General features: G+C 70.1%; 26 protein-coding genes. 8 read left to right on the top strand and 18 right to left on the bottom strand.

Annotation, left to right across the window (positions count from 1 at the left end):
- The first annotated feature begins 77 nt into the window (after nucleotides 1-77).
- The 3 genes from CK500_RS07175 (at nucleotide 78) to CK500_RS07165 (ending at nucleotide 1,977) form a co-directional block, all read left to right on the top strand.
- Nucleotides 78-362, top strand: a complete 285-nt coding sequence (locus CK500_RS07175; protein WP_008004266.1) for a DUF7545 family protein — start codon at nucleotides 78-80, stop codon at nucleotides 360-362.
- 641 nt (nucleotides 363-1,003) lie between these two features.
- Entirely contained in the window at nucleotides 1,004-1,438 is a 435-nt protein-coding gene (locus CK500_RS07170; protein ID WP_095636560.1) for a thioredoxin domain-containing protein, read from the top strand.
- Complete coding sequence (locus CK500_RS07165; RefSeq protein WP_095636559.1) at nucleotides 1,435-1,977, top strand: GIY-YIG nuclease family protein; 543 nt, start codon at nucleotides 1,435-1,437, stop codon at nucleotides 1,975-1,977. Before CK500_RS07170 ends, CK500_RS07165 begins: the two co-directional genes overlap by 4 nt.
- Nucleotides 1,978-2,022: 45 nt before the next feature.
- Here CK500_RS07165 and CK500_RS07160 read toward each other — a convergent pair whose 3' ends face one another.
- The 3 genes from CK500_RS07160 to CK500_RS07150 all read right to left on the bottom strand — a co-directional run bounded on the left by CK500_RS07160 (nucleotide 2,023) and on the right by CK500_RS07150 (nucleotide 3,874).
- Complete coding sequence (locus tag CK500_RS07160; protein ID WP_095636558.1) at nucleotides 2,023-2,505, bottom strand: acyl-CoA thioesterase; 483 nt, start codon at nucleotides 2,503-2,505, stop codon at nucleotides 2,023-2,025.
- Between the two features lie 128 nt (nucleotides 2,506-2,633).
- The gene (locus CK500_RS07155; RefSeq protein WP_095636557.1) at nucleotides 2,634-3,086 is read right to left on the bottom strand and encodes a bifunctional nuclease family protein; all 453 of its coding nucleotides are present in this window, start codon (nucleotides 3,084-3,086) and stop codon (nucleotides 2,634-2,636) included.
- A gap of 89 nt (nucleotides 3,087-3,175) precedes the next feature.
- Complete coding sequence (locus CK500_RS07150; RefSeq protein WP_095636556.1) at nucleotides 3,176-3,874, bottom strand: ArsR/SmtB family transcription factor; 699 nt, start codon at nucleotides 3,872-3,874, stop codon at nucleotides 3,176-3,178.
- Nucleotides 3,875-3,982: 108 nt separating this feature from the next.
- Here CK500_RS07150 and CK500_RS07145 point away from each other — a divergent pair, with 108 nt between their 5' ends.
- From CK500_RS07145 to purM, 3 genes are all read left to right on the top strand, one after another.
- Nucleotides 3,983-5,791, top strand: coding sequence for a TraB/GumN family protein (locus tag CK500_RS07145; RefSeq protein WP_095636555.1), 1,809 nt, complete (start codon nucleotides 3,983-3,985; stop codon nucleotides 5,789-5,791).
- 22 nt (nucleotides 5,792-5,813) lie between these two features.
- Nucleotides 5,814-6,482, top strand: a complete 669-nt coding sequence (locus CK500_RS07140) for a zinc metalloprotease (RefSeq protein ID WP_095636554.1) — start codon at nucleotides 5,814-5,816, stop codon at nucleotides 6,480-6,482.
- Between the two features lie 75 nt (nucleotides 6,483-6,557).
- Nucleotides 6,558-7,595: a phosphoribosylformylglycinamidine cyclo-ligase gene (purM, locus tag CK500_RS07135; protein WP_095636553.1), complete on the top strand. Its 1,038-nt coding sequence runs from the start codon at nucleotides 6,558-6,560 to the stop codon at nucleotides 7,593-7,595.
- Nucleotides 7,596-7,686: 91 nt separating this feature from the next.
- On the opposite strand, the gene CK500_RS07130 is transcribed toward purM, so the two are convergent.
- Together CK500_RS07130 and CK500_RS07125 are read right to left on the bottom strand one after the other, a co-directional pair.
- Nucleotides 7,687-9,444 (bottom strand): nitrite/sulfite reductase, encoded by a 1,758-nt coding sequence (locus CK500_RS07130; protein WP_095636552.1) that lies wholly within the window; start codon nucleotides 9,442-9,444, stop codon nucleotides 7,687-7,689.
- A 92-nt stretch (nucleotides 9,445-9,536) separates the two neighbouring features.
- A complete protein-coding gene (locus CK500_RS07125; RefSeq protein WP_198951519.1) occupies nucleotides 9,537-9,842 on the bottom strand; it encodes a hypothetical protein in 306 nt (101 codons plus the stop codon).
- Nucleotides 9,843-10,058: 216 nt separating this feature from the next.
- Between CK500_RS07125 and CK500_RS17725 the strand changes: the two genes are divergently transcribed.
- Nucleotides 10,059-10,181 carry a hypothetical protein gene (locus CK500_RS17725; protein ID WP_255521214.1) on the top strand — a complete coding sequence of 41 codons (123 nt, stop codon included), beginning with the start codon at nucleotides 10,059-10,061 and terminating at the stop codon, nucleotides 10,179-10,181.
- The gene (locus CK500_RS07120; protein WP_095636551.1) at nucleotides 10,178-10,372 is read left to right on the top strand and encodes a hypothetical protein; all 195 of its coding nucleotides are present in this window, start codon (nucleotides 10,178-10,180) and stop codon (nucleotides 10,370-10,372) included. The genes CK500_RS17725 and CK500_RS07120 overlap by 4 nt, the downstream gene beginning before the upstream one ends.
- A 60-nt stretch (nucleotides 10,373-10,432) precedes the next feature.
- Here CK500_RS07120 and CK500_RS07115 read toward each other — a convergent pair whose 3' ends face one another.
- The 13 genes from CK500_RS07115 to CK500_RS07055 all read right to left on the bottom strand — a co-directional run bounded on the left by CK500_RS07115 (nucleotide 10,433) and on the right by CK500_RS07055 (nucleotide 24,609).
- On the bottom strand, nucleotides 10,433-10,972 hold the full coding sequence (locus CK500_RS07115; protein ID WP_095636550.1) for a CBS domain-containing protein: 540 nt from the start codon (nucleotides 10,970-10,972) through the stop codon (nucleotides 10,433-10,435).
- Between the two features lie 87 nt (nucleotides 10,973-11,059).
- On the bottom strand, nucleotides 11,060-11,440 hold the full coding sequence (locus CK500_RS07110) for a DUF555 domain-containing protein (RefSeq protein ID WP_095636549.1): 381 nt from the start codon (nucleotides 11,438-11,440) through the stop codon (nucleotides 11,060-11,062).
- 92 nt (nucleotides 11,441-11,532) lie between these two features.
- Nucleotides 11,533-12,531 carry an isocitrate/isopropylmalate family dehydrogenase gene (locus CK500_RS07105; protein WP_095636548.1) on the bottom strand — a complete coding sequence of 333 codons (999 nt, stop codon included), beginning with the start codon at nucleotides 12,529-12,531 and terminating at the stop codon, nucleotides 11,533-11,535.
- A complete protein-coding gene (leuD, locus tag CK500_RS07100; RefSeq protein WP_095636547.1) occupies nucleotides 12,528-13,184 on the bottom strand; it encodes a 3-isopropylmalate dehydratase small subunit in 657 nt (218 codons plus the stop codon). The genes CK500_RS07105 and leuD overlap by 4 nt, the downstream gene beginning before the upstream one ends.
- Entirely contained in the window at nucleotides 13,181-14,602 is a 1,422-nt protein-coding gene (gene leuC / locus CK500_RS07095) for a 3-isopropylmalate dehydratase large subunit (protein ID WP_095636546.1), read from the bottom strand. The genes leuD and leuC overlap by 4 nt, the downstream gene beginning before the upstream one ends.
- Nucleotides 14,603-14,672: 70 nt before the next feature.
- A complete protein-coding gene (ilvC, locus tag CK500_RS07090; protein WP_095636545.1) occupies nucleotides 14,673-15,728 on the bottom strand; it encodes a ketol-acid reductoisomerase in 1,056 nt (351 codons plus the stop codon).
- A gap of 28 nt (nucleotides 15,729-15,756) precedes the next feature.
- Nucleotides 15,757-16,440, bottom strand: a complete 684-nt coding sequence (gene ilvN / locus CK500_RS07085) for an acetolactate synthase small subunit (RefSeq protein ID WP_095636544.1) — start codon at nucleotides 16,438-16,440, stop codon at nucleotides 15,757-15,759.
- Nucleotides 16,437-18,254: a biosynthetic-type acetolactate synthase large subunit gene (ilvB, locus tag CK500_RS07080; RefSeq protein ID WP_095636543.1), complete on the bottom strand. Its 1,818-nt coding sequence runs from the start codon at nucleotides 18,252-18,254 to the stop codon at nucleotides 16,437-16,439. Before ilvB ends, ilvN begins: the two co-directional genes overlap by 4 nt.
- A gap of 385 nt (nucleotides 18,255-18,639) precedes the next feature.
- Nucleotides 18,640-19,821 (bottom strand): LeuA family protein, encoded by a 1,182-nt coding sequence (locus tag CK500_RS07075; RefSeq protein ID WP_449404436.1) that lies wholly within the window; start codon nucleotides 19,819-19,821, stop codon nucleotides 18,640-18,642.
- Between the two features lie 349 nt (nucleotides 19,822-20,170).
- Nucleotides 20,171-20,998: an ABC transporter ATP-binding protein gene (locus tag CK500_RS07070; RefSeq protein ID WP_095636541.1), complete on the bottom strand. Its 828-nt coding sequence runs from the start codon at nucleotides 20,996-20,998 to the stop codon at nucleotides 20,171-20,173.
- Complete coding sequence (locus tag CK500_RS07065; protein ID WP_095636540.1) at nucleotides 20,982-21,791, bottom strand: ABC transporter permease; 810 nt, start codon at nucleotides 21,789-21,791, stop codon at nucleotides 20,982-20,984. The genes CK500_RS07070 and CK500_RS07065 overlap by 17 nt, the downstream gene beginning before the upstream one ends.
- A gap of 1 nt (nucleotide 21,792) precedes the next feature.
- Complete coding sequence (locus CK500_RS07060; RefSeq protein WP_095636539.1) at nucleotides 21,793-22,776, bottom strand: aliphatic sulfonate ABC transporter substrate-binding protein; 984 nt, start codon at nucleotides 22,774-22,776, stop codon at nucleotides 21,793-21,795.
- 273 nt (nucleotides 22,777-23,049) lie between these two features.
- Complete coding sequence (locus CK500_RS07055) at nucleotides 23,050-24,609, bottom strand: hypothetical protein (protein ID WP_095636538.1); 1,560 nt, start codon at nucleotides 24,607-24,609, stop codon at nucleotides 23,050-23,052.
- Nucleotides 24,610-24,755: the final 146 nt, after the last annotated feature.

The raw sequence follows: 24,755 nt of genomic DNA, 5'->3' as shown, positions 1-24,755 counted from the left end.
CAGCGCGACGCGGACGAGATCTGCGACTGCCCGCCCGTTTTCCACAGACCCTTATGTACCGGTCCCGTCCATCGGGTATGGGAGACACCGAGACCTACACCGTCACCGATCCCGACGGCAACGAGGAGTCCTTCGAACTGCCCGCCGGCCTCGTCGACGTGCTCAGCCAGCAGGGCGAGGAGCCGACCCGCGTCGTCAGCGACGTGGTCGTGCAGGCGATGGCCCAGCAGGCGCACGTCATCGCGCACCACAGCGAGGGCGAGGTGCCCGACGACATCGCGGAGATGAACGACACCGCCGCGGAGCTGTTCGAGGAGCGCTTCGGGCAGTCGCTTGAGGACGCGCTCGGTCACTCGCACTAATCGGTCCACCCGGTCCGATACGGATCTTTGGCTCTGTTGAACTCCCCTTCTTCAGACATAGCTGTCTCTGAACCCGCCGGCTGAAGAGGGCCGCTTCTTGATCGATAGCGGGAGTGGGTATAGCAAATTGGCTGTTCGGTTGTTTATAAGTCTGATTTTGGTGTTGCTGTCGGCTGTTTATAAGTGATCGATGTGCCCGCGGTGAAGACCTCCAAAGCCCCAGCCGCGAGGCCAGCTTACGCTCGCTTCGCTCCTCGGTCGCTCGTTTCACTCGCTCTCTGCGGTGCTTAGCGTCGCCTAAGCTGGCCTCGCGGCTGCCCCTTTGAGTCCCACCCACACTGCAACCGCAGCCTCACGCCTCCCCAGCCTCGTCGCTGGCGCCTTATAAGGCGCCAGCGACTCCCTCGCGCGTGCTCCTCGGCCGCGAAGCGGCCTCGGAGGCACGCGCCACCGCGCCGTTTTTATAAGTAGTCGTCGACGCCGCTCACGGCTGTTTAAATACCGTCTCGCCCCTACCGATCTGCAACACTCACTCCCGAAGTCGCTCATCGCTGCATCTGTACAAAGCCGGACCGTTCTGTTTCCAGTCGCGGCGTCCGCCTCGGCCGGCCGCTTAAACCCCCGGAGCGCGTACTATCGGTATGGACACCGACCCGGACGCGCCGGTGCTGATCTTCGACGGCGACTGCCCGTACTGCTCGGTGGCGGCCGTCGCGCTCCGGCGGCTGGAGGGCGTCGTCGCGGTCCCGTGGGAGGCCGATCCCGTCGGGCCGTTCCTCGACGCGCAGTTCGGCTCGCGCCCGTTCGCGATGGTGCTCGTCGACCCCGGCGAGGGACGGGTGTACGCCGGTCGCTCGGCGGCCGAGGAGCTGGCCGATCGCGCCGGCACGCCGGGGATCGTCGGCGGGCTCGTCCGCGACAACTACGACCGGATCGCCGGCGTCGTCGGAACGCTGTCCGGGCGCGGCCGCGACCCCGCCGACGTGCACGACACCTACGAGCTGACCGACGCCGCGAGCGGGCTCGTGGACGACCTCCGCCCCGCGGCGAGCGAGCGACCGGAGGCGCTGTCGTGAGCGGGGGCGAGGAACGGAGAGATTCCGACGACTCCACCGCCGGCGGCACCTACACCCTCCTCGTCGAGCTCGTGGCGCCGGCGACGATCGAGGTCGGCGCCCTCGGCGCGCACCGGTTCGACCCCGGCGTCTACGCGTACACGGGCAGCGCGCTCGGCGCCGGCGGGTTCTCCCGCGTCGACCGCCACCGCCGGACCGCCCGCGGCGACCACGACGTGCGCCACTGGCACGTCGACCACCTGCTCGGTCACCCCGACGCTCGGATCGACCGCGTCGTGCGGAGCGTCGGCGCCGACGCCGAGTGCGCGGTCGCCGACCGGCTCCCGGCGGGTCCGGTCGACGGCTTCGGCGCGTCCGACTGCGACTGCGGGAGCCACCTCGCCGCGTCCGGCGAGGGGGCATCGCTCGACGAGTTCGCCGCGCTGGTCCGCGAGGCGCACGAGGCCGCGGTCGCGGGAACCGACGGCTCCGTCGACGTGGTCGCCGGATCGGCGGAGGGGGTCAACGGCGACGGCGGGAGCGCGAGCGCGACCCGGTGACGCCGGGAGCCCCTCGACGGTCCGACCGCCGACGCGACCGCCGATCTACAGGTCGTACCGCTCGACGATGTCGGTGAGCTGTTCGCGGCGCCCCTCGATCGCCTCGTCGCGGAGCGCCTCCTCCTCCGGCGTCGGACAGGTCAGCTCCGGAACGCTCGCCGGGGTCCCCTCGTCGTCGAGCGCGACGAAGGTGAAGTAGGAGGTCGTCGTGCGCCGCTCCTCGTCGGTCCGGGGGTCCTCCGCGCGCACGTCGACCTTCACGTCGAGGCTCGTCGTCCCCACGTTGAAGACGTATCCCTCGATGACGGCGACCTCGCCCATCTCGATGGCCGAAATGAAGTCGACGTGGTCCATCGAGGCGGTGACGACCTGTCTGTTCGCAAAGCGCATCCCGGCGATGGCGCCGCAGATGTCCATCCAGTGGAGGACCGCGCCCCCGAGCGCCCGCCCGAGGTTGTTCGTGTCGTTCGGCAAGAGCAGTTCGGTCATCTCAGTGTACGACTCCGCGACCGTCGCCGTCTCGTCCATGTCGGCGGTGGGACGCCGGCCGACTTGAACCCCCTGACCGGCGGACGACGGACCGCAGGCGGGACGGGCCATCGGCGCACGACCGACCGCAGGCGAGCGACGAACCCCCGCCGCCCGGCGGACCGGGTTCAGACCCCTTCTTGAGAACCGTCGTCGAACCGGACCGAGTCCTGCGGGCGCCCCGCCTCGTCGACCACCGCGTCCGAGACGACGATCGGACAGTCGACCCGGACGGCGAGCGCGAGCGCGTCGGAGGGGCGCGCGTCGAAGACGAACCGCTCCGGCTCGCCGTCCTCGTACCGCTCCGCGTCGACCTTCGCGTAGAAGGTGCCGTCCCGGAGGTCGTCGACCCGGACGCGGTCGATCGCGCCTCCGAACTCGGTGAGGATGTCGACGAGGAGGTCGTGCGTCAGCGGGCGGTCGAACGGCTCGCCCTCGAGCGCCATCCCGATCGACTGCGCCTGGTCGGCGCTGACGAAGATTGGGACGTACTCGCCGCGCGCGGACAGGATGACCGCCGGCACGTCGCCGCCGGGTGCGGAGCCCGCTCCGACCCCGACGACCTCGGCTTCGTGTTCCATACCGGACCGTGGCGGCGGCGGCATGAATAGCTGTCCCACGCGGACCGAGGCGGGGCGGTCGTCCGCCCCGGTCGCGCCGGATCACCCCGTCAACGGTCGCCCCAGTACCAGTAGGCCCAGACGACGGTGAACACGAGCGCGGCGCCGAGGAAGAAGACGACGCCCGGCTCGAGCAGCGAGACGGCGTAGTCCGCGAGCGGGTCGACGACGTACTCGACGGTCCCGTCGATCTCGCCGCCCCCGCCGCCGTCGGGACTCGCCTCGATCGAGGGGCCGTCCGCGGCGTCTTCGGTCGCGGCGCCGCCGCCGTCTCCCCCGCCCGTGGTCGTCGTCACGCGGGCGGTCGGTCCAGCCACGGAGAGGACCCGTTGGGCCGCGACCGCCGCCAGCCCGATGAGCCCGTAGCCGCCGAGCAGCCGCATCAGGGCCGACTTGATCCCGCTCGAGGCCTCCGAGCCGCCGGCGAACAGCACGAGGGGCTCGTCCGCGGCCGCGTACACGTCCATCTCTCGGCCCTTCTCGGAGTAGGTCGTGTCGACGACGTCGACGAGGTCGGCGCCGTCGAGCTTCGAGAGGTGGTACTGGACGTTCTGGAGGGAGGTGTCGACGGCGTCGGCGAGCTCGGATTTCGTCGCCGGCTCGTCGTGGAGCGTCGTGAGGATCTCGCGCGCCGTCTCGGAGCCGAGCGCGGCGATGAGCTCGTCCGCGTCGTCGTCGTCGACGCCGACCACCCGAGGTTCGCGGTCCTCGGGGGTCGCGTCGGGGAGGGAGGGCAAGAGCCGCGACATACGAGCCCCTCCGCGCCGTGAGGATACAAATTTGTTGGATCCCCGAGGCGCCGACGCGGACTCGCCGACTCACAAACCCTAAACGCGGCGACGGAGTAGGTCGTGGCAATGACAGAGACGCCAGGGGGATCCGACGGCGCGTCCTCGCCCCCGACGGCGAGCGATCCGGCGCCGACGGCGAGCGACTCGTCGGCCGCCGGCGGCGAGGGTGCCCCTGCGAGCGGCGCGGTCGGAGCGCCTTCCGACGGCGAACCCGGATCGGTGACCGTGGTCGGAACCGCGCACGTCTCCGAGCAGTCGGTCGACGAGGTCGAGGAGACGATCGAGCGCGAGCGACCCGACGTGGTCGCCGTCGAGCTCGACGAGGGGCGGTACCGCCAGCTGAACGGCGAGAGCCCCGAGGACCTCGACGCGAGCGACCTGCTGCGGGGCAACACCGTCTTCCAGTTCCTCGCCTACTGGATGCTCTCGTACGTCCAGACCCAGCTCGGCGACCGCTTCGACATCGAGCCCGGCGCCGACATGCGGGCCGCCATCGACGTCGCCGAGGGGCTCGGCATCGACGTAGCGTTAGTCGACCGGGACATCCAGACGACGATCCAGCGCTTCTGGGCGAGGATGTCGGTCACCGAGAAGCTGCGGATGGTCGGCGGGCTCGCGTTCGGCGTCACCGACTCGCGCGTGGTCGGGGTGTTGGTCGGGCTGTTCGTCGGGATCCTCGCCGGCCCCGTGATCGGCCTCTTCGGCGGCAGCGTCGGCGTGACCGACGCGCTGTTGACGACCGTCACCGGCGGCGTGCTCGCCGCGGTCGCCGTCGCCGTCGCCGTCGATCAGGTCGGGAAGCTCGCGCTCTCGCCCGACGGCCGCCTCTACGCCGCGGCCACACTGGGCGTCGCGTCCGGGATCGCCGCCGCCGCGGTCGGTGCGCTCGACGGGCTCGTCGCGACGTATCTCGGCGGCTTCGCCGTAACGGCGATCGGCAGTCTCGGGCTCGGGATATCGCTCGGTCTGACCCTCGGCGTGCTCGCGTCGCTCGCGATGGGCGCCCTCGGACGGGGCGGCGGCGAGCCCGAACACGGCGGGATCGAGGAGCTCGGGATGGACGACCTGACCGACACCGACGTGGTGACGATGATGATGGAGGAGTTCCGGCAGTTCTCCCCGGGCGGCGCGGAGGCGCTCATCGACGAGCGCGACGCCTTCATCGCCCACCGGCTGGTCGCCCTCCGCGAGGCGGGCCACGACGTGGTCGCCGTCGTCGGCGCGGGCCACCGCGCGGGGATCGAGGGGTACCTCGCCGACCCCGCGTCGCTCCCGCCGATGGAGGACCTCGTCGGGAAGGAGCGCGGGCGCGGGCTCCCGTGGAAGAAGGCGATCGGCTACGCGATCACGGTCGGCTTCGTCGGCTTCTTCGTCCTGCTCGCGCTCGCCGGCGTGGAGAACGCGTTCCTGTTCCGGCTGTTCGGCGCGTGGTTCCTGATCAACGGCGCGTTCGCGTTCGCGTTCGCGAAGCTCGCCGGCGCGCGCTGGACCTCGGCCGGCGTCGGCGGGGCGGTCGCGTGGATGACCTCAATCAACCCGATGCTCGCGCCCGGCTGGTTCACCGGCTACGTCGAGCTCCGGAGCCTGACGGTGAACGTCGGCGACATCGGGCGGCTCAACGAGCTGCTCGGCGACGAGACGCTGTCGCCGTCCGAGCTGGTCTCGTCGATGCTCGACGTACCCCTGTTCAAGCTCATCGTCGTCGTCGCGATGACGAACATCGGCAGCATCGTCGCGAGCTTCCTGTTCGCGGTGTACGTCATCCCCGCGATGTTCGGCGACGTGGGCGGCGTCGACGAGGTGGGGCGGCTCATGATCGAGGGCGCGAGTACCGGCGCAGAGCTGATCCGGAGCGCGGTCACGGGTGGCGCATGAGAGCGAGCCTCGGGGTGAGCGAATGAGCGGAACCTTTCAGGGCCGCCGGATCGCCGGCCTCTACTTCAGCGGGACCGAGATCCGCGACCTGCTCGTCGCGTGGCTCGCGCTCGGCGTCGCGTTCACGTTCTTCTTCGTGAACGGCACCGCCGGCCTCGGTCGGCTGCTCGCGGCGGGGGTCGTCCCGCCGCTGCTGGTCGCGCTGCTCACCGCGGGCGTCGCGTTCCTCCTCCACGAGATCGCCCACAAGGTCGTCGCGGTCCACTACGACCAAGTGGCCGAGTTCCGCGCGGACAACGGCATGCTCTTTTTGGCCGTGATGAGCTCGCTTCTCGGCTTCATCTTCGCCGCGCCCGGCGCGGTCCACCACCGCGGCCGGCTGACGCCCGAGGAGCACGGTCACATCGCGCTCGCCGGCCCGGTCGTCAACCTCCTCTTGACGCTCGCGTTCCTGCCGGCGCTGCTTCTCGGTCCCGCGATCGGGAGCCCGGTGATCACCCTGATCGGCTCCCGCGGGATCGCGATCAACGTCTTCCTCGCGGCGTTCAACATGATCCCCTACGGCCCCCTCGACGGGAAGACCGTGATCGGGTGGAGCAAGCCGGTGTGGGCCGGCTTCTTCGCCCTCTCCGCGCTGCTCACGGTCGGGCTCGTGTTCGTCGGCCGGCTCGGATTCAACGGACCGTTCTGATCCGTCTGCCAATATGTGCCCCGCCGACTCGCGGGGAACGGTGCGCTTTTGCTCCGCCGGCGTCCCTCGACACACATGACCGAGGGCGACGGCGGAGACGACGGGACCGCGAGCGGGGGCGACGAGGGACCGACGGGGGACGACGACGACGAACTCACCTACGCGGACGCCGGCGTCGACATCGGCGCCAGCGAGGCGGCGACCGCGGCGCTGATCGGCGCGGTCGGCGAGGGCGAGGGCGACTACGCCGGCCTGCTCGACATCGGCGACCGGTACCTCGCGCTGGCGACCGACGGGGTCGGGACGAAGCTCCTCGTCGCGGAGGCGCTCGGCGACTACTCGACGGTCGGCATCGACTGCATCGCGATGAACGTCAACGACCTGGTCGCCGCCGGGGTGCGCCCGGTCGCGTTCGTCGACTACCTCGCGGTCGACGAGCCCGACGAGCGGTTCGCCGAGCAGGTCGGCGAGGGGCTCGCGCGCGGCGCCGAGCTCGCCGACATGGAGCTCGTCGGCGGCGAGACCGCGGTGATGCCCGACGTGATCTCCGGGCTCGACCTGGCCGGGACCTGCGCGGGGCTCGCCGCGAAGGACGCGGTGTTCGACGGCGCGGCCGAGCCGGGCGACGCCCTGGTCGGCTGGGAGTCGTCGGGGATCCACTCCAACGGGCTCACGCTCGCCCGAGAGGCCGCGACCCGCGAGCACGCGTACACCGATCCCTGTCCGTTCGAGGGGTACGAGACGGTCGGCGAGGCGCTCTTGGAGCCGACCCGGATCTACACAGACCTGCTCGATCCGATGCGCGACCACGGCGTGCGCGGCGCGGCCCACGTCACCGGCGGCGGGTGGACCAACCTGACGCGGCTCGGCGCGAACCGGTACGTGATCGACGACGCGTTCGACCCCCAGCCCGTCTTCGAGTTCGTGCAGTCGGCGGGAAGCGTCTCCGACGAGGAGATGCACCGGACGTTCAACATGGGGACCGGCTTCGTCGCCGCCGTCGACCCCGACGCGGCCGAGTCGCTGGCTGACGAGACCGACGGGCGCGTGATCGGGCGGGTAGAAGAGAATGAGGGAGACGGGTCGGTCGCGATCCGCGGGCTGGAGCTGTAAGACGCAGTTCGGGTCGCCGGGAGCTGGCAGTCGTCGCCGGCGAGCCGTCAGCCGTCGACCAGTGGGCGGTCAACCGTCGACCGGCGAGCCGTCAGTCGCCGGCCGGCGATCCCGGCACCCCCGGCGCGTCCTCCATGGCGTCCTCCTCGGCGTACGGGTACCAGGTGCGCTTCGTGTTGTGCATCATCGGGTCCTCGTAGTCGGTCTCCTCCGGCTCGACGAACGCGTCGAGCTCGTCGTCGTCGTGGCGGGCGACGAACGCGCGGAACGACTCGCCCTCGTCGCGCTCGGCGGCGAAGCTCTCGACGAGGTTCGCGATCGCGCCCGGCACCTCGTCGACGGGCACGCGCTGGGTGACCCACCGGGCGAACTGCGGCTCGTCGCCGAGCCCGCCGCCGAGGCCCACGTCGAGCGCCTCGACCGGGTCCCCGTCCTTCCGGGTCTTCATCCCGCGCAGGCTCACGTCGGCGATCTGGGGCTGCGCGCAGGAGGCCGTACAGCCGGAGAGGTGGATGTGGAACTCGTCGACCCCCTCGGGGAGGTCGACGTTGGCCTTCAGCCAGCGAGCGAACCGGACCTGCCGGTTCTTCGTCTCGACGATCGACAGCGAGCAGAACTCGGTGCCCGTACACGCGACCGAGCCGCGCATGAACGGCGACGGCTCGGGCGAGTAGTGCTCCAAGAGCGGCTCGGCGAGGAACTCGTCGAGCGCGTCGTCGGGCACGTCGGTGACGATGACGTTCTGGCGCTGCGAGATCCGGACCTCGCCAGAGCCGTACTCCGCGGCCAGATCCGCCAGATCGAGCACGTCGGCCGCGCCCATCCGCCCGACGAGGACGTTGAGGCCGACGAAGTTCGCGCCGTCCTTCTGGTCGTGGACGCCGACGAGGTCGTTGCGCTCGCCCGCGCCGGTGTTGTAGGTGTACTCCTCGCGCACGTCGCGGCCGGCGGATTCGAGTTCGAAGTCGACGTACTCCTCCTGGAGGGTCTCCCGGACCTTCTCCGGGCCCCACTCGTCGACGAGGAACTTGATCCGGGCGTTGTACCGGTCCTCGCGGTCGCCGTAGTCGCGGAACAGCGCCGAGAGCCCGCCGGCCACGTCGGGGACGCGTTCCGGGGAGACCCACACGTCGATGTCGCGGGCCAGGCGCGGCTCGTTGCGCGAGAGGCCGCCGCCGACGCGGACGTTGAAGCCGACGACGTCCTCGCCGTCGACCTCCCTGTACGCGGGCTCGAACGCGAGGTCGTTGATGTCGCCCTGGCCGGAGCCGTCGGCGGAGCCGGTCACGGAGACCTTCCACTTCCGGGGGAGGTTCGAATGGTCGTCGTTCCCCTTGAACCGCTCGTTGAGGTCGGAGATCACGGGCCACGCGTCGATCACCTCCTGTCCGTCCTTGCCCGCGACGGGGTTCCCGACGATGTTGCGCCACGAGTCGCCGCAGGCCTGCTGGGTCGAGAGGCCGTTTTCCTCCAGTTTCTCGAAGATCGCCGGCACGTCCGACAGCTCGATCCAGTGGAGCTGGATCGACTGCCGGGTGGTGAAGTCGGCGTAGGCGTCGCCGAAGATCGGGTTCGTTCCGGGACCGCGGGCGTACTCGTCGGCGATCTCGCCGACGACCCGGAGCTGTCCGGGTTCGAGCACGCCGTTCGGCGTCCCGATCCGCATCATGAAGTACCCCTCCTGTCCGTTCCGCTGGTGGTACAGGCCCCACCACTTGAAGCGCTCGAACCATGCGTCCCGCTCGTCGTCGGGGATCGAGTCGAACCCCTGCTCGGCGAACTCGAAGAGGCGATCGCGGATCTCCGACCCGTAGACCTCCGACTTCCAGTTCTCTACGTCCGTTGGCATCGATCCGGCATACACCCGACACCCACATAGCTGACAGCGTGGTGTCAACCTTCCCCGGTGCCCCACCGAGGTGGCACGTGTTGCCGCTACCCTCACCGCCGCACGCGGCGGACCGCGGATCTGTCGAGTTCGGCGAACTCACCCCCGCGTACCCGCCCGACGGGGATCCAGCCGGTGGTCCCCGCCGCCCCGCACGCGATGCACTGCCCGTAGACCCGCACCTCCACGGTCGAGCCGTCGACGCCGACCGACTGGAAGTTCTCGACGACCAGATCGGTGAGTTCGCACTCACAGAGATCCGGCGCGTCGAGCCGCCACAGTTCGCTGACGCGGACTTTTCGGGCGTCGTTGACGGAGATCCACGCCCCGTCGTCAAGGACGCGCAGTCGAGTGGTCACACTCCTCGTTCGCCCGCGACGACCCAATGGGTGGCGGTGGTCGCAATCGGCGACCGTTTCGATGACGCCGGGATATCGGGAAACCGCCCGACTGCAAGGCGGTACCGCATAAAATTAGCTTCCGGAGTACCGGACACGAAATCCGGTATCCGAGAGTGGTGGTTCGATTTACATGTGTGAGGGTACTTATGGCTCGTGCGCGCCTACGGTGGTGTGATGACCGATACGGTTCCCGACCCCGCCCCGCCAACCAACTCGGACGACGACGGCGAGTACAGACAGCACGCGTCCGCGGACGTGGCGCCCGAGCTCTTCGGCGACGCCCAGGAGGAACGATGACCGAGCGAGCAGACACGCAAGCGGCCGACGAGGAGGAAGAAGCGGCCGAGGCCGACCCGCGGAGGGGGGCGGACCCGAGCGACGAAACGGACGCCGAGCCCGACGACGGCACGGGCCACCTCGACGACATCGAGGACGGCGCCGGCTGCACGGAGATCTGGGAGCGGCTCTCGGAGCGCAGGGAGGGGTAAGACCGCCGAGCGCGGCCCGTACCGCTCGGACGAGCGCCTCGGGAACCGCCGGACCCCTCCTTACGACAGGTGCGCGGCGATGTCGGCCTCGGTGATGATCCCGACCGTCTCGCCGCCGTCAGTCACCATCACCGCCTTGTAGTGGTCGAGCAGGTTCCGGACCTCGTCGACGGTCGCGCCCGGCGCGACGGTGGGGAACGATTCGCTCATCACATCGCTGACCGGGTGGTCGCCGACGTTCTCGCCGGCGTGGACCACGTCGCCCTGACTGATCGAGCCGACCGGAACGCCGTTCTGGAGCACTGGGAGCTGCGAGTACGCCTCCTCCTCCATCAGGTCGACCGCCTCGCGCACCGCGTCGTCGGGCGCGACGCTTATCACCGTCTCGTTCATCAGGTCGCTCGCGCGGACGACTTCGCCCTCCGCCTCCTGTAACGCGTTGACGATCCGGCGGAGCGTCGAGAGCCGCGGGTCGACGTCGCCGCCCTCGATCCGCGCGATGAGGGGCTGCGAGACGTCCGCGGCGTCCGCGAGCTCGCTCTGCGTCAGCTCCAGCGTCGTCCGCTGCTCGCGGAGGTCCTGTGGCGTCGGGAGTTCCATACCCCAAATAACCAAGGGTTATTAGAAAAGGTTTCGGCAACGACCGATATCGCGGCCGGATCGGTCGCGGACGCCGCGTCGGATCGCTTACTCCCCGGCGTCGACGTCGGCGTCCTCCTCGTCGCCCTCCGTCTCGACGACCTCGATGACCTCGAGGGGAACGTCGCGGAGCGCGCCGCCGACCTCGCTTTTCGCGATCCGCTCGGCGTGCTCCTCGCTGTCGGCGTTGAAGATGTCGATCTCCAAGAGCAGGCCGACGAGCGCGGTGTTCGCGGCGAGGAACGCGGCGTCGAACGGCTCGCCGCAGGCCGGACAGCCGGTGAGGCCGGGCTCGACCTCGACGTACTGCTTGTCCGTCTCGTTGAGTCGCTTGCCGGCTTCGCTGACCGCGACGCCGATGGCGTCGTCGGTCTCCTCGACGTCACGGACCAACCAGGCTGCTTCCATCGCGACTTCGTAGTTGCTCATACCGATCCCAACGGGCCGCAGGGTTTCTTGTCTTGTGGTTCGCCCGCGGTCGCGGGCGTCGATCGCGGAAACGCGTCGGCGACGGTCGACGCCTACAGCCGGTCGACGATCGCGGCCGTGACGTCCTCGGTCGTCGCGTCGCCGCCGAGGTCCCCAGTTCGCGGGCCGTCGGAGAGCACGCCCTCCACGGCGTCCCGGACGCGCTGGCCCTCCTCGACGTGGCCGAAGTACTCGACGAGCATGGCCGCCGAGAGGATCGCCGCGGTCGGGTTGGCGACGCCCTCGCCAGCGATGTCGGGCGCGGTGCCGTGGACCGGCTCGAACAGCGCGTTGTCGTGGCCGACGTTCGCGGACGGAAGCAGGCCGAGCCCGCCGACGAGCCCGGCGGCCAGGTCGGAGAGCACGTCGCCCGCGAGGTTCGGGCAGACGATCACGCCGTACTGGCTCGGGTCGAGCGGGAGCTTCGTCGCGAACGCGTCCATCAGCTCCTCGTCGGCGTCGACGCCGCGCTCCTCGGCGACCGCGAGCACCACCTTGCGGAACCGGCCGTCCGTCTCGCGCATCACGTTCGCCTTGTGCGCGACGGTGAACCCCTCGTCGGGGTCGCCCGCCGGGCCGCGCCCGTCCTCGACGAACTCGCAGGCGAACTCGGCGAGCTCGCGGGAGGCCGACGAGGTGACGACCCGCGTCAGCGTCGAGAGGTCGTCGGAGAGCCGGTCCTCGTGGCCCGCGTAGACGCCCTCGGTGTTCTCCCGCAGGAAGACCACGTCCGTCTCCGGGCGGACCGCGTCGACGCCGGGATACGCCTTCGCCGGTCGGACGTTGACGAACGAGTCGACCGCCTCGCGAAGCGGGAGGATGACGTCGGCGGCCGTCTCGCCGGCCGCGCCGAACAGCGTCGCGTCCGCGTCGGCCGCGAGATCGTACGTCTCCGCGGGCAGCGCCTCGCCGGTCTCCGCCTTTACCGCGTCGCCCGCCTCGGCCGAGACGAACTCGAAGTCGACCGGGAGCGCCTCCAGCACGTCGACGGCGGCCGGGACGACCTCGCGGCCGATCCCGTCGCCCTCGATGACGACGACCTCGTGGCTCACGCCTCGTCCCCCGGAATGTGCTCGGCCGGCACGTAGGGAAGCGACCGGGCGGTCTCGCGGACCGCGCCCTCGTTGGCGCCCATCAGCGCGGTGGTGTCCCAGACGCCCTCGACGAGCGCCTTCCGCTGGGCGTCGTGGACCGTCGCGTCGATCACGGTGTCGCCGTAGGTGATCGTCTCCTCGGCCACGTCGATGTCGACCTCGGCGTCGGGGTTGGCCTCGACGTAGTCCTGCAGCGCCTCGATGTCCTCCTGGTCGGCCGTGACCGTCGGGATCCCGAGCGCGAGGCAGTTGCCCGCGAAGATCTCCGCGAACGACTCGCCGACGACCGCGTCGATCCCCCAGCGCATCAGCGCCTGCGGGGCGTGCTCACGGGAGGAGCCGCAGCCGAAGTTGGCGTTGACGACTAAGACGTTCGCGCCCCGGTACTGCTCCTCGTTGAACGGGTGGTCCTTCTCGTTGTCCTCGTCGTCGAACCGCTGGTCGAAGAAGGCGAACTGGCCCAGCCCGTCGAAGGTGACGACCTTCATGAACCGCGCCGGGATGATCTGGTCGGTGTCGATGTCGTTGCCCCGGACCGGGATCCCGGTGCCGGAGACCTCGGTGACCTTCTCGGCCGGCGCCTCGCCGTCGCTGAACTCGGGCGAGCTCATACGGTCGCCACCTCCTCCATCTCGCGGACGTCGGTGACCTTCCCGGTCACCGCCGCGGCCGCGACCATGATCGGACTCATCAGCACGGTGCGCCCGTCCTTCGAGCCCTGCCGGCCGACGAAGTTCCGGTTCGACGACGAGGCGCTCGCCTCGTCGCCCACCAGCTGGTCGTCGTTCATGCCGAGACACATCGAACAGCCGGGCTCGCGCCAGTCGAAGCCGGCCTCCTTGAAGACCTCGTCGAGCCCCTCCGCCTCCGCGGCGTCGCGGACGCGCTGGCTGCCGGGGACGACCATCGCGCGCACGTCGTCGTCGACCTCGCGGCCCTCGACGAACGCCGCGGCCTCGCGGAGGTCCTTCAGCCGCGCGTTGGTACACGAGCCGAGGAACGCCACGTCGATCTCGTACCCCTCCATCGTGTCGCCGGGCTCGACGCGCATGTGTTTCTGCGCGCGCCGCGCCGTGTCGCGGTCCTCCTCGGGCAGGTCGTCGGGGTCCGGGATCGGCTCGGTAATGCCCGCCGTCTGGCCGGGCGTGGTCCCCCACGTCACGGTCGGCTCGATCGCGGAGCCGTCGATGGTGACCACGTCGTCGTACTCGGCGTCGTCGTCGGTCCGGATCGACTCCCAGTAGGGTTTCAGCCGCTCGAACTCCTCGGGGTCGTCCGCGAAGGCGTCCGTCTCCTTCAGCCACTCGTAGGTGGTCTCGTCGGGGTTGACGTAGCCCGCGCGGGCGCCGCCCTCGATCGACATGTTACAGATGGACATCCGGCCCTCCATCCCGAGGTCCTCGATAGCCTCGCCGGCGTACTCGTACACGTAGCCGACGCCGCCGTCGGTCCCGAGCTCCCCGATGATCGTGAGGATGACGTCCTTCGCGGTGACGCCCTCGCCGAGCTCGCCCGTGACCTCGATCTTACGGACCTTTTGCTTCTCCATCGCGACGCAGCCGGTCGCCAGCACGTCCCGGATCTGCGAGGTGCCGATGCCGAACGCCAGCGCGCCGAACGCGCCGTGCGTCGAGGTGTGGGAGTCGCCACAGACGATCGTCATCCCCGGCTGGGTGAGCCCCTGCTCCGGGCCGATGACGTGGACGATCCCCTGGTTACCGGAGTCCGGGTCGGAGAAGTCGATCCCCGAGCCGCGGACGTTCTCCTCTAACTCCGCCATCATGCTCTCGGCGGCCTCGTCCTGGTAGGGGCGGTCGCGGTTCCCGGTCGGCACGATGTGGTCAACCGTCGCGTGCGTGCGCTCCGGGAACGCGACCTCCTGGCCGCGCTCCTTCAGCATGCCGAACGCCTGGGGACTGGTGACCTCGTGGACGAGGTGGAGCCCGACGAACAGCTGGTCCTGTCCGGTGGGGAGCCGGGTTACCTTGTGTCTGTCCCACACCTTGTCGTACAGCGTCCCCTCGCTCATCGGGGATCACCCGCGCGGCGCGTGGGACGCGTGGTCTCGCTGGGCCGGTTCGCGTCTCCGCGTACGCCCATCAGGCGGTCACCTCGGCCGACTCCTCCTCGTCTTCTTCCTCCTCCTGCCACGCGAACAGGCCGCGCAGCTCCTCGCCGACGGCCTCGATCTCGTGGTTCTTCTCGGCCGTCCGGAGCTGGGTGTAGGAGGGCCGTCCCGCCTGGTTCTCGGAGATCCACTCGCGGGCGAACTCGCCGTTCTGGACCTTCTCTAAGACCTCCTCCATGTTCTCGCGGGCGTGCTCGTCGACGACCACGTCGCCCTGTGTGAGCCCGCCGTACTCGGCGGTGTCGGACACCGAGTCCCACATCTCGCCGAGCCCGCCCTCGTACATCAGGTCGACGATGAGCTTGAGCTCGTTGAGACACTCGAAGTACGCCATCTCCGGGGAGTAGCCGGCGTCGACGAGGGTCTCGTACCCCTGCTTCACGAGCGAGGTGACGCCGCCACAGAGGACGGCCTGCTCGCCGAACAGGTCGGTCTCGGTCTCCTCGCGGAACGACGTCTCGACGACGCCGGCGCGGGTACAGCCGATCGCGGCCGCGTACGCGAGCCCCTCGTCGTGGGCGTCGCCGGTCGCGTCCTGGTACACCGCCAGCAGGCCCGGCGTCCCCTCGTCGTTCTCGTAGTTGCGGCGGACGAGGTGGCCCGGCGACTTCGGTGCGACCATCGTCACGTCGACGTCCTCGGGCGGCTGGATCTGGTTGTAGTGGATGTTGAATCCGTGCGCGAACTGGAGCGTGTCGCCCGCCTCCAGGTTCGGCTCGATCGCCGCCTCGTACACGTCCGGCTGGACCGTGTCGGGCACGAGCACGCTCACGATGTCGGCCTCGGCGGCGGCGTCCGCGGGGGTCTCCACGCGGAGCCCGTCGCTCTCGGCGGCGGCCCGCGAGGAGCTGCCCTCGCGGAGGCCGACGATCACGTCGACCCCGCTCTCGGAGAGGTTCTGGGCGTGCGCGTGGCCCTGCGAGCCGTAGCCGAGCACGGCCACGGTCTTGTGAGCGATCGCCTCTTCGTCCGCGTCGTCGTCGTAGTATACTGTCGAGTTGAACGTCTGGGTGTCGTCTTCGGTCATGTGTATTGTGAGTCCGCGTGTGTTCGCGTCAGTCGTCGTGCGTGGTCGGTTCGCCGGCCGTTCCGGGCTTCTCTCCGGGCGCCGTCGGGGTGTCGCCGCGCGCGAGCGCGGTCTGGCCCGTCCGGGCGATCTCGATGATGCCGAACTGGCGGAACGCGTCGAGCGCGTCGTCGATCCGCGCCTCGTCGCCGGTGAGCTGGACGGTGATCGTCCGGGGTCCGGCGTCGAGCGTCCGGCCGTCGTACATCTCCGTGACCGCGTGGACCGCCGCCGGGTCGTCGGCCTCCACCTTCAGCAGGACCAGCTCGGCCGTCACCGCGTCGCCGGACACCTCGCCGACCGAGATCACCGGCTTCAGCTTCGCCATCTGCTTTTCGATCTGGTCGATGCCGGGGTCCGTCTCCTCGACGACCATGGTGATCCGCGAGTGGCCCTCCACGGTCGTCGGGCCGACGGTCAGGCTCTCGATGTTGAACTGGCGACGGGAGACGAGTCCGGAGACGCGCGCGAGCACCCCCGGCTCGTCCTCCACCAGCGCCGAGATGACGGCGCGGCGCGACTCGTGTTCCGCCTCGAGGACTGGGTCGATCCGGATCCCTTCGAGGTTCCGTCGCCCCTCGGGGTGGTCTCGCTCCTCGGGGGCGGGCTGCTCGCTCGGCGCGGGCCGGGAGTCTGCCTCGGGGACGTCGGCGGCGGAGGAGTCGCCGCTCATAGCTGGTCCTCCGCGGTGGCGAACTTCCCGTTCGCGCCGCCGCTCGGCACCATCGGCAGGACGTTCTCCTCGGGATCGACGTGGAAGTCGATCACGGCGGGGCCGTCGTACTCGAGGGCCTCCTCAACCGCGGGCGCGACCTCGTCGTAGTCGTCGACGCGGAGGCCAAGTGCTCCGAACGCCTCGGCGAGCTTGTCGAACTCGGGCATCCACGTGTAGTCGGAGGCCATGTGACGCCCCTCGTAGAAGGCGTCCTGCCACTGGCGCACCATGCCGATGTACTCGTTGTTCAACACGGCGATGGTGAGATCGAGGTCCTCGCGGACCGCCACCGACAGCTCCTGCATGGTCATCAGGAAGGAGCCGTCGCCGTCGAAACACACCACGTCGCGGTCGGGCTCGCCCATCGCGTCGGCCGCGACGCGCGCGCCGACCGCGGCCGGCACGCCGTAGCCCATGGTCCCCAGGCCGTGCGAGGAGATCCACGTCCGGGGCTCCGTGTACGTCCAGAACTGGGAGGCCCACATCTGGTGTTGGCCGACTCCCGTGGTGACGATGGTGTCGTCGTCCGTCGCCTCGTCGAACGCCTCGACGACGAACTGCGGCTTCAGCGGCTCGTCCTCGGGGGTCGCGTACGTGAGGGGGTACGTCTCCTTCCACTCAGCGCAGCGCTCGCGCCACGCCTCGGCGTCGGGCGCCTCGCGGACCGCGGCGGTCAGCTGGTCGAGGACGCGCCCGGCGTCGCCGATCAGGGGGTAGTCCGCGTGGACGTTCTTCGAGATCTCGGCCGGGTCGATGTCGATGTGGACGACCTCGGCCTCCGGCGCGAACGTGTCGATCCCCCCCGTCAGCCGGTCGTCGAACCGGGTGCCGACCGCGATCAGGCAGTCGGTGTGGGTGATCGCCATGTTGGCGTAGCCGGTGCCGTGCATCCCCGCCCACGAGAGACAGAGGTCGTCGTCCTCGGGGAAGGAGCCGATTCCCGGCATCGTCGTCGTCACCGGGATCCCGTACGTCCGCGCGAAGGTGCGCGCGGCGTCGCTCGCGTCCCCCTTGATCACGCCGCCGCCGAACAGGCACACCGGTCGTTCGGCGGCCTCGATCGCGCGGGCGGCCTCCTCGACCGCGTCCGGGTCGGCGTTCGGGTCGGGGTCGGTCCCCGCCGGCGGCGTCGCCGGCCCCGGCGTCTCGTCCGTCTCGTCCTGTGTCACGTCCTTCGGCAGGTCGACGAGCGTCGGCCCGGGACGCCCCGCGCGCGACAGTTCGAACGCCTCGCCGACGGTGTCGCCGACGGTGTCCGCGCCGTGCGCGAAGTAGTTGTGCTTCGTGATCGGGCGGGTGACACCGACCGTATCCGTCTCCTGGAACGCGTCGTTGCCGACGAACTCGGTCGGGACCTGTCCTGTCAGCGCCAGCATCGCGTCGGAGTCCATGTCGGCGTCGGCGATGCCGGTGACGAGGTTGGTCGCTCCCGGCCCCGACGTGGCCATGCAGAGCCCGGGCTCGCCCGAGACGACGCCGTAGGCGTCGGCGGCGTGGGCCGCGCCCTGCTCGTGGGCCATCGTCACGTGCCGGATCGAGGAGTCGTACAGCGCGTCGTAGACGGGCATGATCGCGCCGCCCTGCACGCCGAAGGCGGTCTCCGCGCCCGCGGCCTCCAGCGCGGCGACGACCGACTCGGCGCCGGTCGACACCGCGGGACCGTCGGCGTCGGTCGGGTCGCCGGCGTCTGTCGCGGCCGACCCGTCCGAGTTCGCCGCGTCGTCCGGGTCCTCCGCCTCGTCGTCTCGTGGCTGTGCTGCTGTGTCGCTCATTGTCGTGGTGGTGTTCGGTGGTGCATCTCGCGGGTGTGAGAGTCGGTCGGTCCGAACGCCGAGTCGCCGGACGAGAGCGGACTCGCCCGTCGGCGTTCGTCGATGCGTCGCGTCGGTGAGGAAGGGATGGTGTAGGGGGTTATACCCCTACAATGATCGGCGCGACGGCTCCGGCGACCTCGGCTGTCGTCGGGATCGCGGCGTGCCGTCGCATCTCGCCTCCACCAACGCGGTCGGGGTATAAATCCCTGTCGGGGAGCGGAACCGGACGGCCGGTTCCAGAGCGCGGATCCGGTCGGGCGAACCGACCGGTCCGGGCGATCGCTTCCGCCCGCGCGACCGCACGGCGGTCGCTCGGCGGGCTCCCCGCGCAGGGAGGCGGCCATCAGACCCGGACCTCCTCCTCGCGGTCGACGTCCGCCTCCTCGGCGAACCGCTCGACGTCGCCGGCGGTCACCTGGCGCTTGCCGGAGCCGTACTCCTTGACGCGCTTGGTGATGCGCCGGACCTCGCTGTCGCTCGGGTCGAAGCCGGCCTCCACCAGGTGCTTGCGCACGCTGTGGGTACCGGTGTGTTTGCCCAAGACGAACTCGCGTTCGGCGCCGACCATCTCGGGGGTCATCACGCCGGTCTCGAACGTGTCGGCGTTCTCGATGACGCCCGCCGCGTGGATGCCCGACTCGTGGGCGAACGCGTTCCGCCCGGTGACGGGCTTGTTCGCCGGCACGGGGATGTCCGAGGCCTCCTCGACGATCCGGGCCAGCTTGGTGATCTGGGTCGTGTCGATGCCGGTGTCGACGCCGTACACCGATTCGACCGCCATCACGACCTCCTCATAGGCGGCGTTGCCGGCGCGCTCGCCGATCCCGTTGACCGACACCTGCGCCTGCTCCGCCCCGTTCTCGAACCCGGTGACCGCGTTCGCCGCGGCCATCCCGAAGTCGTCGTGGGTGTGCACGTCGACCCGGGCGTCCGTCGCCTCGACGACCGCCTTCACCGTCTTCCCGAAGCTGGTCGGCATCGCCACGCCGCACGTGTCCGGGATGTTGATCCAGTCGGTGCCCGCGTCGCTGACCGCCTCGACGATCTCCCGCAGGTAGTCGGGGTCGGTCCGCGTCGCGTCCATCGGCGAGAACATGCACTCGACGCCGGCGTCTTTCACCTGCTCGACGGCGTCGACGGCGCGCTGTTTCGCCTCCTGCCGGGTCGCGTGCATCGAGTCCTCCAGCTGTACGTCGCTGGTGGAGACGAACACGTGGACCATCTCGACGCCGGAGTCGATCGCGGCGTCGATGTCGCCCTCGACGACCCGCGCCAGCCCGCAGACGGTGGTGTCCGTCGCGGCGGCGATGTCGCTTACGGCCTCGAACTCCGCGTCCGAGTTCACCGGGAACCCAGCCTCGATGACGTGGGTGTTCATGTCGTCCAGCGTCGCCGCTATGCGGCGTTTCTCGTCGTAGCTGAACGAAGTACGTGGTGACTGTTCTCCGTCTCGCAGGGTCGTGTCGAAGATCCTGACAGGACCGATTTCGACGTTAGAAGCTATCGTGCCCTGGAAGAACTCGATCCGCCGGGGTGTCCGACGAAGCCTCCGTGATGTCTGTCATCGACTGACGAAAACACGGTCGAGAACTTAACACTTGTGCCGATCGCAAAAACGGCCCGTCAGATCGGGGTCCGCGGTTCGAGCGTCGATCCCGAAAATCGCACGACACCAACGAGATCAGATGCCCTTATACACATTATACACACACCGAGACGATCGGGGTGCTGTGGTTTCGGAACCGGGTTCATAAGCCGAATCGACGTTCGTTTCGTTCCGTACGAAGCTGGCGCGCGATCGGCGCGCGTCGCAACCGGGACGAACGCGGGGCGGCCGGGTCCCGAAAACAGGGGCCGATCGGTCCGGTCCGGACTCAGACCCCGAGCGCGTCCGTGATCTCACGGCGGGCCGCGAGCAGCGCCTTGTCGGTCCGCTCGCGCGGGCGGTCCGCCTCGACGTTGACGACGGCCTCGACCGTTCCCGGCTGCCCGCCGAGCACGACGACGCGGTCCGCGAGGTACGCCGCCTCCTCCACGTCGTGTGTGACGAGGGCGACCGTCGCCCCGCGCTCGCGCCACACGTCGAGGAGGTTGTCCTGCTGTTCGTACTTCGTCAGCTGGTCGAGCGCGGAGAACGGCTCGTCCAACAGCAGCACCTCCGGCTCGTAGGCGAGCCCGCGCGCCAGCGAGACGCGCTGGGCCATCCCGCCCGAGAGCTCGCCGGGGCGGTGCCCGGCGAACCCGTCGAGCCCGACCGTCTCGATCAGGTCGTCGACGCGGTCGTGCGCGGCGGGGTCGTCGCGGTCCACGCCGCCCGGAAGTCCGATCGCGACGTTCTCGCGCACGTCGGCCCACGCGAGCAGGCGGGGCTCTTGGAACACCATGCCGACCCCGTCGCTGCCGCCGTCGCGCACGTCGACCCCGTCGACGGCGGCGCGTCCCTCGAACCGCTCCTCTAACCCGGTGAGCACGCGCAGCAGCGTCGACTTCCCGCAGCCGGAGGGGCCGACGACCGCCACGAACTCGCCGTCGTCGACCGCGAGGTCGACCTCCTCGAGCGCGACGGTGTCGCCGTACCGCTTCGTGAGCCCGCGGACGGCGAGGGCCGGGTCGTCCGTCGATTCCGGGGAGTCGCCCGTCGACTCCGGCGAATCGTCCGCCGGGGAACTCGTGTCGGTCACGTCCTCACCAGTCGACGACACGCTGTTTCACCCCCTTGACCGCGAGATCCGAGAGGTTCCCGAAGAAGGCGAAAAGCAGGATCGATCCCACGATGATGTCCGGCCGGGCGAGCACCCGCCCGTCGCTCATCAGGAAGCCGATCCCCTGACCCGCCGCGATCAGCTCCGCGGCGACGACGAACATCCACGCCAGGCCGACGCCGCCGCGGATCCCGACGAGCAGGCTCGGCACCGCGGCCGGGAACACGACCCGTCGGAGCGACTCGAACCGACCGAGGTCGTACACCTCGGCGACCTCCAGGAGGTCCTCGCTCACGTTGCCGATCCCCGTCGAGAGGTTGAGGTAGACGGGGAAGAACGCCCCGACGGCGATGAGCAGCACCTTCGCGCCCTCGCCGATCCCGAACCACAGCAGGAACAGCGGTACCCACGCCAGCGAGGGGATGTTCTTGAGGCTCTGTAAGAGCGGGTCGAGCAGGTCGTTCGCGAGCCCGTACAGCCCCGTGACCGTCCCGAAGACGATTCCGACGCTCACGCCGAGGACGACGCCGAAGAACACGCGCTGGAGCGTGATGGCGACGTGTCCCCACAGCTCGCCCGTCGCCGCCATCCCGTACAGCGTCTCGACCACGCGGAGCGGCTCCGGGAGCTGGTGGGCCGCGAACACGCCCGTCACGACCAGCAGGTGCCAGACGACGACGAGGAGCGCCGGCACGACGAGCCCAAGCAGCCACCGGAACCGGTCGGGGTCCGGGAACGCCCCGGCGAGGTCGAGCCCGCCCTCGCCGGTCTCCGTCTCCCGCGTGGTCGCCATCTCACTCGCCTCCCGCGGCGCCGGCCGCGAACTCCGAGTCGAGCAGGTCGCCGATGCTCCCCGCGGGGTCGGCGCCCTCGTTCACGAGCCCCTCGCGTTCGAGGATCGGCGCGAGGTCTGACAGCAGGTCACGGTGGGCGTCGCCCGGGACCGGCCCCGAGAGGTCGTTCCGCTGGGTGAACACTCGCTCCGCGACCGGCTGGGACATGTCCGACTCGCTCGCGAGGATCGACGCGGTCTCCTCGGGGTTGTCGGTCGCCCACTCGCGGCCGCGCTCGTAGGCGTCGATCACGCGTCGGGCGTCCTCCGGGTGGTCCGCGAGGAACCCGTCGAGGAAGTTCAGGAAGCCGTACGTGTTGTACGCGGGCTCGCGGAAGAACAGCTCCGCGCCGTCGTGTTCCAGCTCCAGTTCGGCCATGTGCGGGTCGAGCCCCGCCCACGCGTCCACGTCGCCCTGCACCAGCGAGGACTGCCCCTCCGGGTGTTGCAAGTGGACGACCTCCACGTCGTCCTCGCTCAGCCCGGCGTCGTCGAGCGCCTGCAGGAGGAAGAAGTACGGGTCCGTGCCCCGCGTCGCGGCGACCCGCTTGCCCTCCAGGTCGGCGACCGTCTCGATGCCGCTCTCCTCGAAGGTGACGAGCGCGGTCCACTCGGGCTCGGAGTAGATGTACGGCGTCGTGATCGGGACGCCGTTCGACCGGGCCATCAGCGCCGCGATCCCGGCGGTGGAGGCGACCTCCGCCTCGCCGCTCTGCGAGTACTCGTTGGCCTGGTTGCTGCCGAGGCTCAACACCCACTCGATCTCCGCGTCGGTGTCGGCGAACGCCTCCGCCATCCACCCCTTCTCGCGTAACACGAGGCTGACCGGGTTGTAGTAGGCGTAATCGACCGTCACCGTCCGACTGCTTCCCCCACCGACGCAGCCGGCGAGCAGCGAGCCGCCGATCGCCGCGCCGGTTCCGCTGAGGAACTGTCTTCGCTCCATCGTACCACCTCGTACCGGCCCTACTCATAAGGAGATATGGCTATCGAGAATATTCAGCCGCACCTATGATGTTCCTGAGTTATTAATTTGTCAGTGTGATGAGTAGTATCACACTCGAAGCGGGCGGCTCAGGCCCGCTGTGAGCGATCTGTTTGTGCGAGCCGCGAACGGACCGTCCATCGGGTCCAAAGCGTCCGTGCTGGAATCCGGAACCGATTGCCGGTTGTTCCGGCCGTGCGGGTCGATTCCCGTCGCACCGACTCGATTCGGAGGTCAGTCGTCGGTCGTCCACGCCGAGAAGCCGCCCTCGATCAGCGTCTCTGCCTGCCGGTCGATGTACTCGCGCTGGGTGTCGTGGACGGCGGTCTCGAAGTCGTCGCCGTCGCCGAGGCGCTCGCGGACCCGCTCGCGCTTCCAGCTGGCCGGCGTCGTCCGGTTCGCCACCCGCCACCGGAGCGGGGCGAGCCACGCAGCGGCCTCCTCCTCGGGACAGCCCGCGGTCCGGAGGCCCGCCTCGGCGTGATCGAGGAGGTCCGCGTACAGCGCGTCGGTATCGGTGGTGTGTTCGCCGTCGAGGCCGATCCACTCGATCTCCGCGTCGAGCCCGTCGGCGACCGCGGCGTAGAAGTTGTCGCGGGCGGTCTCCCAGTCGAGGCCGATGACGGGGTGTTCGCGCTGGGGGAGCGCCTGCATCAGTCCGGCGAACGCCCCCTGAAACGCGATCGAGTCACGGACGGTGGGCTGTCCGGGGATCGGCCGGAACTCGATCCGGGCGTTGGCGCTCGACCGGCTCGCCCCCTCGAAGACGGGGCGGACCCACCGCCAGTAGCTGCCGTGTTTCGTCCGGAACGTCGCGAACTCGTCGTCGAACCGGTCGGTGCCGTCGGGCTCCGGCATCGGGATCAGCGTCTCGTCGGCGACGATCCGGTCGACCGCGGTCTCGAGGTCGTGAACGTCCCGCGGGAACCGCACCTTCCCCCTGTCGGTGCGGGCGTTGAGCACCGACTCGAACACGTGAATCCGGTTTTCCGTCGCGCCCTCCGCGAGGACGCGCTCGCCGTCCCAGTCGTCCTCGTACAGGTCCGGGGGGAAGAAGGGGGAGTTGACCCCTAACGCGAGCAGGGGGCCCGCGATCCGGAGCGCGTACCGGAAGTGCCGCGGCAGGGTCTGGGCCTGCGCGACCTGGTAGTGCGGCTGTATCGAGGTGATGAGGCTCTCGGGCATCACCGTGTCCGCCGACAGCGACACCCCCGGCGCCTCGACGACCGTCCCGCGCTTCTCGTCGGCGCCCGCGTTCGCCATCGCGTGGTACCGCACCGCGTCGCTCATGTTGACGGCGACGGTGATCCCGTCGACGTCGACGCTGTCGGTGAGGTACTCGCGGGCCGCCTCGCCCGCGGGCGGGATGGTCCAGAGGCCGTCGGAGACGAGCCGCATCCCCTCGACGCCGGCGGTGTTCTCCGCGGCCTCGAGCCGCGCCCGGACCTCCGCGAGCTGCGCCCGGAGCCCGTGGTCGGAGAGCGGCTGCGGGCTCGTCGACATCTCGGCGTTGTGGAGCCCGAGCTCCTTCTCGAACCCCATCAGCTCCAGCAGCCGTCGGGGGACTCGCATCAGGGCGTACTCGCCCGCCCGCGACTCCTCGCTCCACCGCCCGTCGGCGACCGCGTAGAACTCGTACTCGAAGCCGACGATCGACTGGTGGTTGTCGAAGGCGCCGTCTCGGAGCGCCTGCTTGACGATTTCCGCCTCCTCCTCCGCGCGGGCGGCGAACTCGTCGGGGTCGACCGCGAGCGCCTCGCGGACCCCGTCGGCGAGGGCGGACTCGGTGCTCATGGAACGGTCGACGACCGCCCCCGGCAAAAAGGTCTGCGGCCGATCGACGGCGTGGGAGCGGTCGGCACGCGGCCTCCCGGGCCGGTTCCGGGCAGAGACCGACGCGGGAGCGGCTCGGAACCGGCCCGGGACAGCCCCGTATCGCG

The sequence above is a fragment of the Halorubrum salipaludis genome, assembly GCF_002286985.1.
GTDB lineage: Archaea > Halobacteriota > Halobacteria > Halobacteriales > Haloferacaceae > Halorubrum > Halorubrum salipaludis.
The sequence above is the reverse complement of the archived record's forward strand: the minus strand, read 5'-3'. Positions and strand labels throughout refer to the sequence as shown.